General features: G+C 60.4%; 10 protein-coding genes. 8 read left to right on the forward strand and 2 right to left on the reverse strand.

The features are described 5' to 3' along the window. Positions 1-35 precede the first annotated feature (35 nt). The gene (locus I2I05_RS17235; protein ID WP_196283497.1) at positions 36-770 is read left to right on the forward strand and encodes a DUF2490 domain-containing protein; all 735 of its coding nucleotides are present in this window, start codon (positions 36-38) and stop codon (positions 768-770) included. A 20-nt stretch (positions 771-790) separates the two neighbouring features. On the opposite strand, the gene I2I05_RS17240 is transcribed toward I2I05_RS17235, so the two are convergent. After that, complete coding sequence (locus I2I05_RS17240; RefSeq protein WP_196283498.1) at positions 791-1,633, reverse strand: FRG domain-containing protein; 843 nt, start codon at positions 1,631-1,633, stop codon at positions 791-793. 107 nt (positions 1,634-1,740) lie between these two features. Beyond that, entirely contained in the window at positions 1,741-2,592 is an 852-nt protein-coding gene (locus I2I05_RS17245; protein ID WP_196283499.1) for an oxidoreductase, read from the reverse strand. Between the two features lie 150 nt (positions 2,593-2,742). Between I2I05_RS17245 and I2I05_RS17250 the strand changes: the two genes are divergently transcribed. The 7 genes from I2I05_RS17250 to I2I05_RS17280 all read left to right on the forward strand — a co-directional run bounded on the left by I2I05_RS17250 (position 2,743) and on the right by I2I05_RS17280 (position 13,033). Then, positions 2,743-4,155 (forward strand): alpha/beta hydrolase-fold protein, encoded by a 1,413-nt coding sequence (locus I2I05_RS17250; RefSeq protein WP_196283500.1) that lies wholly within the window; start codon positions 2,743-2,745, stop codon positions 4,153-4,155. Between the two features lie 88 nt (positions 4,156-4,243). After that, complete coding sequence (gene guaB / locus I2I05_RS17255; protein ID WP_196283501.1) at positions 4,244-5,722, forward strand: IMP dehydrogenase; 1,479 nt, start codon at positions 4,244-4,246, stop codon at positions 5,720-5,722. Positions 5,723-5,902: 180 nt separating this feature from the next. Next, on the forward strand, positions 5,903-7,996 hold the full coding sequence (locus I2I05_RS22375; protein ID WP_196283502.1) for a PP2C family protein-serine/threonine phosphatase: 2,094 nt from the start codon (positions 5,903-5,905) through the stop codon (positions 7,994-7,996). Between the two features lie 21 nt (positions 7,997-8,017). After that, positions 8,018-8,347, forward strand: coding sequence for an STAS domain-containing protein (locus I2I05_RS17265; protein ID WP_196283503.1), 330 nt, complete (start codon positions 8,018-8,020; stop codon positions 8,345-8,347). 60 nt (positions 8,348-8,407) lie between these two features. After that, positions 8,408-8,821 (forward strand): ATP-binding protein, encoded by a 414-nt coding sequence (locus I2I05_RS17270; RefSeq protein WP_196283504.1) that lies wholly within the window; start codon positions 8,408-8,410, stop codon positions 8,819-8,821. Positions 8,822-9,092: 271 nt separating this feature from the next. Continuing rightward, positions 9,093-11,417, forward strand: coding sequence for a peptidylprolyl isomerase (locus I2I05_RS17275; protein WP_196283505.1), 2,325 nt, complete (start codon positions 9,093-9,095; stop codon positions 11,415-11,417). Positions 11,418-11,641: 224 nt separating this feature from the next. Then, positions 11,642-13,033: a peptidylprolyl isomerase gene (locus I2I05_RS17280; protein WP_196283506.1), complete on the forward strand. Its 1,392-nt coding sequence runs from the start codon at positions 11,642-11,644 to the stop codon at positions 13,031-13,033. Positions 13,034-13,072: the final 39 nt, after the last annotated feature.

Raw genomic sequence — 13,072 nt, forward strand, 5'->3', positions numbered from 1 at the left:
TGCGTAACGTTGGCCGACCGGTGCGTAATTGGGGTATGAAACACCTCTTCTCCTCATTCATTCTGGCTCTACTTACTGGCACGGCCCAGGGCCAAGGTGGCGGCGGAGGGGCACCCGTGGGGTGGATGAAACTCAGCGCCGATTTGCCCCTGCGCGGCCGCTGGAGCATGTACTCGGAAGTGGAGACGCGCCAGAGCAATGCTCAACTCACTGCCCAGCAGCTCGGCCGCCTGGGCTTCCGCTTGAACGTATCCCCTAATTTCAGCCTCACCACGGGCTACGTGCTGGCGGCAAACGAATGCCGCGCCAGCGGCGACGAGTCCACCACTCCCGAACACCGCCTGTATCAGGAAGTAGCTGTGAACGACGCCACCGGGGCCATACGCGCCGGCCACCGCCTGCGGGCCGAAGAGCGGTGGCTGCGCGCCACACCGGAAGCCGCCTTTCGGTTTGCCCCGCGCCTGCGCTACCAATTGCGACTGGTGCTGCCGTTGCGGGCGGGCGGGACGCTGCCCATCGGCGGCGTGTTCCTGGTGGTGGGCAATGAAGTATTTGCCGGCCTGGGTCGGCGCGAAGGGCGGAGCTTTTTGGAAGAAAACCGCGCAAGTGCGGGCCTGGGCTACCGCGTCAGCCGCCACGCCACCGTGGAAATGGCTTACCTGCACCAGACCCAGGCGGCGGGGTCGGCGGGCGCTTCCCTGGCCCGCAATGCGGTGCAAGTGAGCGTGGCCGTGGCTCGACCCAACCATCTTGCCTTGGTGCGCCGCTGATAGCTGCTTCCGCTTGTTGGCTAGCCCGGCAACTCGCTGCCCGGACCGCTGGCGTCCCGGCCGCGGGCGGGCGAGTAATGCCGATGCAGCCAGCGGCTCAGCCCGCCGAGGCCGGGCAACAACACCCGCTCCGTGATGTTGGCTTGGTCGAGCTTATCGCGCACTTCCCACTTCAGGCGGGCGGGAATAACGATGCGGAAATACAGCTCGGGGCGTTCCGTCAGCCAGTCGTGCAGCACGCTTTGGGCCGTGCTCATCAGCGAGAACAACGCGTACTGGTGCACGATGCGGGCGTCGAGGCTTGGCGGCTCGAGAAACAGCACGTAGGGCACGTCCTGCAGCTCTTCCAGCTCGCCCAGGCTGCTGGCCAGGGGCTGCAGGAGCTCCGAAGTAAACACGTTGGAGCCTTCGGTTTGCAGGGCCTGGCGCAGGCGCTGGGGCAGGTGCTCGGCGGCTTTTACGTAGTTGAGGGCCCAAATAATGCCGTCTTCGTGGTAGGCTTCGAGGTCGTCGGTGGCGAAATGCAGGGCCACGTAGGGCGAGTAAGTCCAGTCGAGCAGGCGCGTGGGCAGGCCGTGGTGCTGGGCCAGGGCCAGCCAGTCCCAGGTGCTGGCCGCCTGAATGGTTTGGGTGGTGTCGTGGGCGTACTTGCGGAAATTCCGCAGCAGGTGGTTTTCCAGCTTGTGGTATTCGCCCCCGAGGCGCTGCACGCTGGTATTGAGCTGGTAGTGGCGCGAACGGCTCCCGCGGTACACAAACGGCGAACGGAACCGCCCCAGGCCCCCGTCCCAGGTATCCTGAAAGAGCAGGCGTTGCAGGTCTTCCCAGGAAGTAGCTTCGTAATCGTTGGCAGAAAGGGGCATGGGGCGAAGATACGCGGCGCCAGCAGCAGCCGTTCGTTTGAGCTTACCAAGCGTAGCGCCTGGCGAGCCACCGGCTTCAAAACCGGAAGCTTCGCTGGGCGCAACTCTTATCCACCGGCCGGGAAATCGGCAGCATCGCCCATCGCGGCGTACTGCTCCAGTTCCTGACTGAGGGCGGCAAACTTCTCGCGGGCGCCTTTCACTGCGGCTTTGCCCAGGGGCAGGTGCAGGGGCGGCTTGGTTAGTTGCACGACGTCGTACATGGCCTTGGCGGCGCGCACGGGGTCGCCGGGCTGGCGGCCGCTGTAGCCCTGGATGGCGCGCATGTTTTCGCCCACAGTGGCCTGATAATCGTCAATTTTGGTATCGGCGAAGGTGGCCGACTCGCCTGCCCATTTTGTGCGGAAACCGCTGGGCTCGACGTTGGTGACGTGAATGCCCAGCGGTGCCAGTTGCAGCGACAAGCTCTCGCCGATGCCTTCGAGCGCAAATTTGGAAGCATTGTACACGCCCACGCCGGGAAACGCCCGCAGGCCGCCGATGCTGGTGATGTTGAGAATATGGCCCGACCGGCGCGCCCGCAGATGCGGCAGCACGGCCCGCAGCACGTGCAGCGCGCCGAACACGTTCACGTCGAACTGCCGCTGCACTTCCTCGGCGGGCACCTCTTCGATGCTGCCCATGGAGCCGTAGCCGGCATTGTTCACGACCACGTCGAGGTGGTCGAAATGGGCAATGGCATCGGCCACGGCGGTTTTCACCTGTGCTTCGTTGGTCACGTCGCACACCAGGCCCAAGGTGCGGCCGGGCGCTTGGGATGTAAACGCCTCGGCTTGCCCGGGCTGGCGAAAGGTAGCGGCCACACGGCCGCCTTGCTCCAGAATATAAGTAGCCAGGGCTTCGCCAAAGCCGGACGACGCCCCGGTGATAAACCAGGTTTGGGGGGTGGAATCAGGCATACAATTCGTATTGGGAAATGGTAGGTGCTAAGACGGCTTGCGGCCGCGAATTGTTTGCGGGCGCAACCGAAATGCGCGGGGCTGAGGCCATTGCCGTACCTTCGCGCCCCACAAATCCCACCCAACACGCTCCGCGCCGCATTCCAGCCGATGAAAAAGCTCTTCTCGTTTCTCCTCTTTTTACTTGGGCTCACGGCGCAGGCGCAGGTAACGTTCAAAATCACCGCCGTGCCGGCCAACACCCCGGCCAATGCCACCATTTACATGGCCGGCTCTTTCAATAGCTGGAACCCCGCCAGCGCCGCCCATCTGCTCACCCGCAACGCCGATGGCAGCTACCAAATCACGCTGCCCGCGGCCACGGGCACCATCGAATACAAATTCACCCGCGGGGCCTGGGCCTCGGTAGAAACTACGGCTAGTAACGGCCAGGTGCCGAACCGGACGTTCACTTTCGGCAGCAGCCCCGGGCCAGTGCTGCACCAAGTATTGAACTGGGAAGACCTGGCCGGCGGCACCCCGGGGGGCGGCCAGTCCACGGCGGCGGCCAACGTCAGCGTCATTTCCACCACGTTTCAGATGCCGCAGCTGGGGCGCACCCGGCGCGTGTGGCTGTACCTGCCGCCGGGCTACGCCACCAGCGGGCGCCGCTACCCGGTGCTGTATATGCAGGATGGCCAGAACGTATTCGACAACCTCACCGCCTTTGCCGGGGAGTGGGGCGTAGACGAAACCCTGAACCTTCTCCAAACCAACGGCCAGGACCCCACGGGCTGCATCGTGGTGGCCATCGACAACGGCGGGGGCAGCCGCCTCGACGAATACTCGCCCTGGAACAACCCGCAGAACGGCGGCGGCCAGGGCGACTTGTACCTCGACTTCCTCGTTCAAACCCTCAAACCGTACATCGACACCAACTACCGCACGCTGGCCACCCGCGAAAATACCGGCATTGCCGGCTCCAGCATGGGCGCGCTCATCGCCACGTACGCGGCCTTGCGCCACCCCACGGTTTTTGGCAAGGTGGGCGTGTTTTCGCCGGCTTACTGGTTTGCGTCCCAGCCGTTGTTCGAGTACGTGCACCAGCACCCGGCCAACCCGAACACCCGCTTCTATTTCGTGAGCGGCACCACCGAAAGCACCTCCATGGTGCCCAACATGGCCGCCATGCGCGATTCGCTGCTGCGCGGCGGCGTGCCGGCTGCCAACCTGAGCTTCAACCCGCGCGCCGATGGCCAGCACGCCGAATGGTTTTGGAATCGGGAATTCCCAGCGGCCTACAACTTCCTATTCGCGCCGGCTACCGCCACGCCGGTTCGCCACAGCCAGCGGCTGTCGGCCAGCGTGTACCCCAATCCGGCCGCGCAGGAACTGCGCATAGCATTCCCGGTTTCTTTGGCCGAAGCCAAGCTCGAAATCACCGATGCGCGCGGCCGGACGGTGCTCCGAACCGCCGTGCACCATGGCGAGGCGGTGAATTTGCGCGGCTTAGCGGCGGGGCTTTATCTGTCGCGGATAACGGCTGGCAACGAGGTAAAGGTGGTGAAATTCGCAAAAGAGTAATTTCCAGCTGGGAGTTAGCGAGGCGCTAACTCAACTTCTCGCCGTACCTTTGCCTGGCAAAAGGCCCCAACCCCCAACCCCTTTTGCTATGGCGGATTCCGCAACCCCCAAAATTGCCTTCGAGGCGCTGACCTACGACGACGTACTGCTGCTCCCAGCCTACTCCGAGGTACTGCCCCGAGACTGCGACACCGGCACCCGCCTCACCCCCAACATTCGGCTGCAAACCCCGCTCATTTCGGCGGCCATGGACACCGTTACGGAGTCGGACATGGCCATTGCGCTGGCACAGGAAGGCGGCCTAGGCATCATTCATAAGAATATGTCCATCAAGGCGCAGGCCGACCAGGTGCGCCGCGTCAAGCGCAGCGAATCGGCCCTGATTCAGGACCCGTTCACCCTGATGCCCACAAACACGCTGGCCGATGCCCGCCAGCTGATGCGCAAGCACGGCATCGGCGGCATTCCCATCATCAGCGACGGCCGCCGGCTGGAAGGCATTCTTACCAACCGCGACCTGCGCTTCGAGAAAGACCTCAGCCAGCCCGTGACCACGGTAATGATTCCACTGTCCCGCCTCGTCACGGCCCCCGCCGGCATCGACCAGGCCGCCGCCGAACAGTTGCTCACCGACAGCAAAGTGGACAAGTTGCCTTTGGTAGACAGCGACGGCCGCCTGGCGGGATTGATGACCTACAAAGACATTCGCAAGCGCCGCCGCGCCCCGCACGCGAGCAAAGACAGCCAGGGCCGCCTCCGTGTAGGCGCCGCAGTGGGCGTGACGCCTGACTTGCTCCAGCGCGTCGCCGCACTCGTTGAAGCTGGCGTCGACATTGTGAGTCTCGATACCGCTCACGGCCACTCCAAGGGCGTAATGGATGCCGTGCGCGCCATCAAAGCCGCTTACCCGACGCTCGACGTGATGGCCGGCAACGTGGCCACCGCCGCGGGCGCCCGCGCCCTGGCCGATGCCGGCGCCGACTGCGTGAAGGTGGGCGTGGGACCCGGCTCCATTTGCACCACGCGCATCATTGCCGGCATTGGGGTGCCGCAGCTCTCGGCCGTGCTCGAAGCGGCCCGCGGCCTGGAAGGCACCGGCGTGACGCTGGTAGCCGATGGCGGCATCAAGTTTTCCGGCGATGTGGTGAAGGCTCTGGCCGGCGGTGCCGCCGCCGTGATGGTGGGCTCGCTGCTGGCCGGCACCGAGGAAGCCCCCGGCGAGCTGATTATTTACGAAGGCCGCAAGTACAAATCGTACCGCGGCATGGGCTCGGTAGAAGCCATGGAAGACGGCAGCAAAGACCGGTACTTCCAGGATGCCGAGGACGACGTGAAGAAGCTGGTGCCCGAGGGCATTGTGGGCCGCGTGCCGTTCAAAGGCAACGTATCGGAGGTGATATACCAGCTGGCGGGCGGCTTGCGCGCCGGCATGGGCTACGTGGGCGCCGCCAACATGGAGGCGCTGCAAGCGGCGCAGTTTGTGCGCATCACCGGGGCGGGCCTGCGCGAATCGCACCCGCACGACGTGCAAATCACCCGCGAGGCCCCGAACTATTCAAGCCGGTAAGGCCATTAAACGACGTATTGATACCCAACGGGCAACGCTGGCTTATGCTGGGGTTGCCCGTTGTGCTTGTTGCACTAGGCGCGGGTTGGTTTCTCAGGGCTGATTGTATCTTGCATGCCGATTGAGCGTCTTTGCAGATGCAGCGGGCTGGTGCACTTGTGTTATTCCTGGTTTTATTCTGTGCCTAAACGCTTACTCTTTTCCCTCCTCCCATTCAGCCTGCTTACTTGGGTGCTGCTGCTGCTTAGTGCGCTCAGCCACTCGGGAGCCGAGCCGTGGCTGGGCAACTGGCCCCAGTGGACGACGCAGCTGACCCAGGCGGCGTTTGTGCTGAGTGTCTTTTTGTACTACCGGTACCAGCCGTCGCCCTTGCAGGGCCAGGCATTTGTGAAGCTGCTGCGGCGCTTGCTCCTGGGGCCAGGCCTTCTGGCCCTGGCCTGTGTGGGCCTGCACTTACTGGAGCGCCAGGCGAAGGACGAGCCCATTTTCAGCGGCAACAGTCTCTTCTTCACTTGCATTTACACCCTCAATCTGGGGTTGTTCGTCATTTTTCTGGCCCGCACCAACTACGCGTGGCGGGCGCTGGTGCTGTTCCGTTCCTCGGCCCGGCTCCAACGCGAATGGACCCTGTTTGAAATGATGCTGGGGGCCACGTTGCTGTTCCGCTTGGTAGGCGTGAATCCGCCCGACTACATTGGCATTCCCATTGTGGTGTTGCTTGGTCTATATGGCATTTACCTCAGCGGGCACCAAAAATGGGTGGCTTACCTCAGCCAGCGCGACAAGTGGAACGCAGTGTTGCTGCAAGCGGGCCTGCTGTTCGGCGTGCTGGTGTTTGTGCAATATTTCCGCGTCACACAGGTCGACCCGCAGCTCATTGCCCCGAAACCCCAGTATGCTTTCTTGCTGCTGACGGCTTTTTTCTCGGCTTTCTACGCCTTGATGGGCTTGCTGGTCACGTTTTTCAACATGCCCATTGCCGATATCATCGAGCAGCGGCGCAACGAAATCCTGCGCCTGCAGCGCCTCACCCAGATTATCCAGCGCGGCCAGACGTCGGCGGAGGTCTACAACATTCTCCTGGAATCGGCGGTGCAAACCGTGCAGGCCGAAGCGGCCTGGCTCGACCTCGACCCCGGTCACGCCGGCATTGATGCGGCCGAAGCCACGTATTACTACAACTTGGCGCCCAACCAAGTAAACGTTCTGCGGGAGCTGCTGAAAGGGCATGAGCTGCCGGAAGGCGAATTCATTACCAACGACCTGAACCTGCGGCCTGGCTTCGCAGGCATGCCGCAGGCGTTCCGCTCGTTGCTGCAACTGCCGCTGCGCGGGCTGCACTACAACTACGGCATGCTGCACCTGCTGAAAGCGGAGCCGCACACCTTCGACCGGGAGGACCTGAGCATCCTGCAAACCTTCACCAGCCAAGCGGTGCTCAGCATCGAAAACCTGGAACTGGTGCATACTTCGCTCGAAAACCAGCGCACCCAGGAAGAGCTCAAGATTGCTTCCCAAGTGCAGGACAGCCTGATTCCGAAGAACCTGCCGACGGATAACTGGTTTGAAATCAGCTCGCATTCCTTGGCCGCCAAAGAGGTGGGCGGCGATTTTTATGACTTCCTGCACTTGCCCGGCCGCCGGCTGGCCGTTATCATCGGCGACGTGAGCGGCAAGGGCGTGACGGCGGCCTTCCACATGGCCCAGATGAAAGGCATCTTTCATTCGCTGATGCAGGAAAACCCGCTGGCGAAGAACGAGCGCGACAAATTTCCGGTGCCCAGCCGGTTTATGACCCAAGCCAACACCGCCCTGGCCCACTGCCTCGAAAAATCCTGCTTCATCACCTCCTCGCTCTACATCATTGACTACGAGCAGGGCGGTTTTGTATTTGCCCGCGCCGGGCACTGCCACACGCTTTACTACCACGCCCTGCGCGAAGAAGTCTTTTATTTCGAATCGACCGGTTTGGGCTTGGGCATCATTCGAAACGACACGTACGAGAAGCACATCAAAAACCAGTTTTACGATTACAGTCCCGGCGATGTGATGGTGATTTACACCGACGGCATCGTGGAGGCCCGGGGCGAGGGCGGCGCCGAATACGGCGAAGACCGACTTAAGTTGCGCTTGGAGGAAACTTATTTCCAGAATGCCGAAGAAATCAAGTCATTTATACTAAGAGACTTAAACGCATTTACGCACGGCTTTCCCATCCACGACGACCAGACCCTGCTGGTTATTAAATTCAAGTCCGCTCAACCCCCACAGTGAGCCTGACGTATCGCCCTCATTATGAAAGTTACTGCCCAACCCACCGCCGATACGCTCACCCTCCTACTGGACGGCGAGCTGGACGCTAGCTCCGCCATTGTTCTTGATACTGAGCTGGCCAAACCCGATATTCTCGACTACCGCAAGGTGCTGATTGATTGCGCCAAGCTCAGCTACATTTCTTCGGCTGGCCTGGGGGTTTTCATCTCGCATCTGCAGCGTTTTCAGGATGCCCACGTGAAACTCGTGTTTTTTAACATGCAGGAGAAGGTTTTCAACGTATTTGAAATCTTGGGCCTGGACGCATTGATGACCATCGTGCCCACCGCCACCGAAGCCGAAGCTGCTTAAGTTGAACTATGAGGATTGAATTGGTTTAGCCGGTTCAAGCTCATAATTCATCCCTCAACGATGAAATCCGCCCTCCGCATTGCTTGCTCACGCAGCCACCTCCAGCAGGTGCGTGACTTCGTGCGGACTTACCTCAGCAACCGGCAGCTGCCCGAAATCGCCATCAACCAAGTGGTGTTGGCCGTGGACGAGGTGGTGGCCAACTTTATTATTCACGCCAACGGTGAAGACGAAAGCCAGTTCCTGGACCTGAAGATAGACATCAAGGAGCACGAGCTGAATGTGGAAATCACCGACAATGGCGACACCATTTACCTGCCCGAACCCCACCAAAACCCCGATTTGCGCGACTATATCCGCCAGGGCCGCAAGGGGGGCATGGGGATGACGCTGGTGAACCGGCTCATGGACAGGGTAGTATTTTTCACTCGCGGCAACCACACCGTTTGCCACCTGAGCAAGCATTTGGCGTAACAGCCACCCAGCCCGTCATGCCGGGCGAAGTCGAAGCATCTTTGCTGCGTAACCAATCCAAGTAATTGGATTGTGTCTGCAGCAACGAAGCGCCGGCTCCGCTCGGCATGACGTTCTTTTTTCCAACCTGTTCGGGAAGCGGCGAGTCAATTTCCCCAAGCTTCCCGTTCGCTTCGTTTCCCTTCAAAAATTAGTTAATTTCGCACTGGTACTTTTATGCCCGCGCTATTGGCTGCTTTTTCTTTGGCGCTATCGTCCCCTACCTGTTAATATGCACAAACGCATTCTGTACGCCGGCACCGCCGTCGTAACACTGCTGGCTGGCTGCCAGGCCTCCAAACCCGCTACTTCGGCCGCCACCGCTTCTGCTGCTGCCGGCCCCGCCGTCGAAACACTGGGAAATTATCCGGTACCGGCCAACGAGTTTGCTTACGTCTACCGCAAAAACAACAGTTCGGCTCCCGACTATGGCACCCGCCAAAGCGTAACCGACTACTTAGACCTGTACACCAACTTCCGCCTCAAGGTGCTGGAAGCAGAACAGCGCGGCCTCGATACCACGCAGGCCTTCAAGCGCGAGCTTGATGGCTACCGCCAGCAGCTTTCGCAACCCTACCTCACGGAGAAGAGCGTAACCGATAAGCTGGTGCGCGAGGCCTACGACCGCATGAGCCAGGAAGTAAATGCCTCGCACATCCTCATCCGCGTCACGCCCGATGCTACACCGCAGGACACGCTGGCGGCGTTCCAAAAAATCCAAGGCATTCGCCAGCAGGTAGTGGGCGGAGCCGATTTTGCGCAGCTGGCCCGTACCCTAAGCGAAGACCCGTCGGCCAAGGAAAACGACGGGAAGCTGGGCTACTTCACGGCCATGCAGATGGTGTACCCCTTCGAATCGGCGGCTTACACCACGCCCGTGGGCCAAGTTTCGGCGCCCATCCGCACGCGCTTTGGCTACCACATTATCAAGGTGAACGATAGGCGGGCCGCGCAGGGCGAAATCAAGGTGGCGCACCTCATGATTCGCATGAACGCAAACGCCCCCAAAGCCGACTCGCTCACGGCCAAGAAGAAGGCAGACGAATTGTACAACCGCTTGAAAAAAGGCGAAAACTGGGACAAGCTTGTGGCGCAGTTTTCGGAAGACGCGGGCTCGGCAGCCAACGGCGGTGAATTGCCCCCCTTCGGCACGGGCCGCATGATTCCGTCGTTTGAAGAAGTGGCCTTCAAGCTGCAAAAGCCTGGCGATATTTCGGCCCCGGTGCAAACGCCCTACGGCTGGCACGTCATCAAGCTGATTGAGCGCCAGCCCTTGGCCCAGTTCGCCGATATGGAGCCCAGCTTGAAAAGTAAAGTCGCCAAAGACTCCCGCTCAGAGCTCAACAAAGCCGCTTTCCTCAAGCGCGTGCGCCAGGAAAACCAGTTCATGGAAATTCCGGCAGCCAAGCTCTACATCTTCGGCAAGGCCGACACCTCTTTGGTAGCCGGCCGTTTCAAGTACCAAATGGCGGCCGGCGAGGGCATGAAACCCGCGCAGGCTAAGACGAGCGGTGGCAAGCTGATTCTGTTCACCATCAAAAACAAGCCGTATTACGCGGCTGATTTCTTGGCCTTTGTGCAGCAAAACCAGCGCCCCCGCGCTGGCGCAGAGCCGTCGTTTGCCATGCAGCAACTCTACGACCAGTACGTGGAGCAGTCCCTGACGGAGTTTGAGAAAAACAACCTCGAAACCAAATACGAGGACTACCGCATGCTGGTGAAAGAATACCGCGACGGCATTCTGCTCTTCCAATTGATGGACGAGAAAGTATGGAGCAAGGCCATCGAAGACACCGTGGGCCTGAAGAAGTACTTCGCGGCAAACCAGGACAAATACCAGTGGGAGCAGCGCGTGCAAGGCACCGTGGTTAGCGCAGCTACGCCGGCCTTGCTGGCTCGGGCGCAAAAAGAGTTGAAGGCGGCACGTTTCCCCGTTACCCAGAACGTCCCCAAAGCCGTGCTTTACTCTACTGGCACCGCCACTGTGGGCAAAGGCGCGGGCAATACACTTGGGGAAGTAGCCAATCGCATGCTACAAGACACCTTGGCCCGTGTAACCCTTACCGGCCGCGTGAAAAAAGGCGAAAAAGCCAGCCTCGCCCGCGCCCGCGCCGAATCGGCAGCCAGTTACCTGCTGGCACGCGGCATACCGGCTTCCCGCATCAGCAAGGCAGCGCCAACTGCTGCAAGTTCCACCGCTGGCGTGCAGGTAGCGATGGTGACCGGCAACCCAACCGCCATTGAAGCCGAGTTGAACCAGAAGAATCCGCTGTCGGTGCAAATAACCCAAAGAGTATTCCAGAAAGGCGACAACAAGCTAGTAGATGAGCTGATAGTCAAAGGCCCCGGCACTTACACTGTGCCCAAAGACGGCCGTTACAATGCCGTTACCATCGACAAGATGCTGCCTGCCGGCCCCAAAACATTGGCTGAAGCCCGTGGCCAGGCTACTTCCGACTACCAGACGTACCTGGAAAAAGAGTGGATTACGGAAATGCGCACCACCCGCCCCGTTAAAGTGAACGAGGCAGAGGTAAACAAGCTCGTTACGAAATAGGTCCTTCGCAGCGCGGCGTTAGCAACGAATGGTTTAGTCTAAACCGTTCACGGCTAGCGCCGCGCTGTTACCTGTTTGGGGCCGCTGCAACCTTCCGAAGCCGGGCCGCCTCCTTGTTTTTGTCTGCCCACGGATTTATCGTGAAATTTGCGGGCCCGTTTGTGTGTTATGCATTCGTGGCGCAAGCCCCGGCATTGGGCCGTCAGGCTTTACATTACTACTCTATGCTTTTTAAAGTGAATCGCGCAACGGCGTTGACCTTGCTTACGCTGCTGCTGTTACTCGGCTTTGCCCCCACCTCACAGGCCCAATTGGGCATTACCCGGCCCAAAGGCCAGCAATTGCTCGACGGCATTGTAGTGAAAGTTGACAATCAGATTGTGCTTCAGTCCGATGTGGAGCTTATTTACTCCCAGGAAATAGCCCGTGCCGAAGGAAAGGCGCTGCCGCCGGATTTGAAATGCAAAATCCTGCAGAGCCTCGTGCTGAACAAGCTCATGTTGGCCCGGGCCGAAGTTGACTCCGTTACCGTGACCGACCAGCGCGTGAACAGCGAAGTAGACCGCCGCATGGCCTATTTTGTGCAGCAAATCGGCTCGGAAAAACGCTTGGAAGAGCAATACGGCAAGTCCATCAAATCCCTAAAGGACGACCTCAGGCCCCAGGTAAAAGACCAGCTCACGCAGCAGGAAATGCAGCAAACCATCACTGGCAAGGTGACGGTGACCCCGCGCGAAGTGGCGCAGTATTTCAGCAAAGTGCCCAAGGACAGCCTGCCCTACTTTAGCACCGAAGTAGAAGTGGGCGAAATCATCATTCTGGCGCAGGTGAACGACAAAGCCAAGCAGGCAGCCCTGGCCAAGCTCAATGACATCCGGGCACAGATTCAGGGCGGGGCCGATTTTGCTACCCTAGCCAAGCAGTATTCCGAAGACCCCGGCTCGGCCAAAGAAGGCGGCTACCTCGGCTTTTTCAAGCGCGGCGAGCTGGTGCCGGAGTACGAAGCGGCTTCCATGAAACTGGAGCCCGGCCAGCTTTCGCCGGTGGTGCAGTCGCAATTCGGCTTCCACCTCATCCAGTTTATTGAGCGCAAGGGCAACACCTTTTCGACGCGGCACATTCTGCTCAAGCCCGAAACCGGCACGGCCGACGCCAGCGCGGCGGCCAAAACCCTCACCAAGCTGCGCCGCCAAATCTTGTCCGACAGCATCAGCTTTGCCAAAGCAGCCAAGGAGTACTCTTCGGACAAAACCACCGGCGGCAACGGCGGCTTGCTCCAAAACCGCCAAGACGGCGGCACTCGCCTGCCCCTCGACAAGCTGGACCCGGCCGTGTTCTTCACCATCGACACCATGAAGGTGGGCAGCATCACCCCGCCCCTGCCTTACCGCACCGACGACGGCAAGGACGCCATGCGTATTCTGTGGCTGAAATCGAACACCGCGCCCCACCAAGCCAACCTGCAGGAAGATTACCAGAAAATCGCGGCCGCTGCGCTCAACGAAAAGCGCAACAAAGCGCTCGACGAGTGGTTCCTCCAGAACCGAGGCACGGTGTATTTGGAAATTGCGCCCGAATACGCCCAGTGTAAGGTGCTGGACGTAGCCGAACGATAAAACCCAATGCCCTTCTTTTTGTCATCCTAAGCGCCGCGA

This window comes from Hymenobacter jeongseonensis (assembly GCF_015694725.1).
Lineage (GTDB): Bacteria > Bacteroidota > Bacteroidia > Cytophagales > Hymenobacteraceae > Hymenobacter > Hymenobacter jeongseonensis.

Bases quoted from the DNA above. Each gene is read 5' to 3' on its own strand.
- I2I05_RS17235 (WP_196283497.1), top strand. From the start codon at position 36: ATGAAACACCTCTTCTCCTCATTCATTCTGGCTCTACTTACTGGCACG.
- I2I05_RS17240 (WP_196283498.1), bottom strand. From the start codon at position 1,633: ATGCCCCTTTCTGCCAACGATTACGAAGCTACTTCCTGGGAAGACCTG.
- I2I05_RS17245 (WP_196283499.1), bottom strand. From the start codon at position 2,592: ATGCCTGATTCCACCCCCCAAACCTGGTTTATCACCGGGGCGTCGTCC.
- I2I05_RS17250 (WP_196283500.1), top strand. From the start codon at position 2,743: ATGAAAAAGCTCTTCTCGTTTCTCCTCTTTTTACTTGGGCTCACGGCG.
- guaB (WP_196283501.1), top strand. From the start codon at position 4,244: ATGGCGGATTCCGCAACCCCCAAAATTGCCTTCGAGGCGCTGACCTAC.
- I2I05_RS17265 (WP_196283503.1), top strand. From the start codon at position 8,018: ATGAAAGTTACTGCCCAACCCACCGCCGATACGCTCACCCTCCTACTG.
- I2I05_RS17270 (WP_196283504.1), top strand. From the start codon at position 8,408: ATGAAATCCGCCCTCCGCATTGCTTGCTCACGCAGCCACCTCCAGCAG.
- I2I05_RS17275 (WP_196283505.1), top strand. From the start codon at position 9,093: ATGCACAAACGCATTCTGTACGCCGGCACCGCCGTCGTAACACTGCTG.
- I2I05_RS17280 (WP_196283506.1), top strand. From the start codon at position 11,642: ATGCTTTTTAAAGTGAATCGCGCAACGGCGTTGACCTTGCTTACGCTG.